Source organism: Moorena sp. SIO4G3, assembly GCF_010692305.1.
In the GTDB taxonomy this organism is placed as follows: domain Bacteria; phylum Cyanobacteriota; class Cyanobacteriia; order Cyanobacteriales; family Coleofasciculaceae; genus Moorena; species Moorena producens_A.
The window spans coordinates 1-1,436 of the sequence record NZ_JAAHIG010000730.1; the positions used below are offsets into that span (position 1 = coordinate 1).

General features: G+C 45.5%; 2 protein-coding genes. One reads left to right on the forward strand and one right to left on the reverse strand.

Going from position 1 to position 1,436, the window contains the following annotated elements; translation table 11 throughout:
• Positions 1-986 (reverse strand): transposase (locus F6J99_RS44985; protein WP_293123923.1); only part of this gene is annotated, 986 nt, incomplete at its 3' end.
• A 29-nt stretch (positions 987-1,015) separates the two neighbouring features.
• On the opposite strand from F6J99_RS44985, the gene tnpA reads away from it, so the two are divergent.
• The gene (tnpA, locus tag F6J99_RS44990; protein ID WP_293123925.1) at positions 1,016-1,417 is read left to right on the forward strand and encodes an IS200/IS605 family transposase; all 402 of its coding nucleotides are present in this window, start codon (positions 1,016-1,018) and stop codon (positions 1,415-1,417) included.
• The last annotated feature ends 19 nt before the right edge of the window (positions 1,418-1,436 follow it).

Genomic DNA, 1,436 nt, shown 5'->3' on the forward strand with positions numbered 1-1,436 from the left:
TCACAAGTGGAGCAAGTCTGGGAGCTGGGTTCCCATCGGTTAATGAGCTGAAACTCCCGACCGTACATAGCCGATTTAGCTTCACACATTACCCGAAAGATGCCCCATCCCTGACGACTAATCGCACGGGCCAATTTACGATTTTTGACCATCCCTTTCACATTCAAATCTTCCAAGCAAATAATTTGGTTCTCTTTCACTAGCTTGGTTGATAATTTGTGCAGGAAATCATTTCGTATATTGGCTATCTTCAAATGCAGTTTGGCAATCCGTTGTTTAGTTTGCTGCCAGCGATTAGACCCGTTCACCTGACGTGATAGCTTACGCTGAAACCGCCTGATTTTACGCTCTAATCGCTCGTAACCTGGAGACTGGATATACTCATTATTAGATGTGACCGCAAACGTTTTGATGCCCAAATCAACCCCTACCGCCTCATAATCGGCTGGGATAAACGGAATATCGATATCCACCACAAAACTGACATGATATTGGCCCACCTTATTTTTCAATACGGTTACTGAACTGGGTGTACTGGGCAATTCACGGGACCATTGCACCTGAATATCGCCTATCTTTGCGAGGAATAGCTTCCCGTTATCTCGAATCGAAAATCCATGCCGTGCAAATCGGGCCGACTGATTATCATGCCGCTTCTTGAACTGTGGAAAGCCCATCTTTTGACCTTTTCGTTCACCCTTCAACGACTTGAAAAAGGATGACAACGCTGTCCCTAAATCTCTGACCGATTGTTGGAGTGGAATATTAGAGACGCCACTTAACCAGGAACGCTGTTCAGTCTGCTTTGCTTGGGTGATAACGAGCTGTTGCAATTCACCATTACTAGGCCACGTTTCTCCCTTTTCTAACCCCTTGATCAGGGATAGGGCATCGTTCCACACAACCCGACTGCACCCAAACGTTTGGGCTAACCGTTCTTGCTGTTGGACTGTAGGGCAGATTCTGTAGTTATAGCGTAGTTTCATGCTTAATATTATAGTTGGCCGCTTGATAAATAACCATGAAATATAGGCGAGAACATCACAGCGTGTCTGACCTCAAAGCTCACTTGATATTCGTTACCAAATATCGGCAGAAAATATTAACCGCTGAAGGTTTAACCCTGATTCAGTCTGCCTTTGAAGGCGTTGCTCAAAAGATGAATTTTCAAATCCTGGAGTTTAATGGAGAGGCTGACCATGTTCACCTGCTGGTGGAGTACCCACCGAAGCTGTCCGTATCTCAGATGGTTAACTCACTCAAAGGGGTATCTAGCAGACGCTATGGGCAAGCTGGATTACCTAAACCCGATGGGAAGAAATCTTTATGGACCCCTGCACATTTTTCCGCTTCTGTTGGCGGGGCACCCATAGAAGTACTGAAGCAATACATTCAAAATCAAGAAAAGCCCTCCTAAAAGGACGGGGCTTGTATCC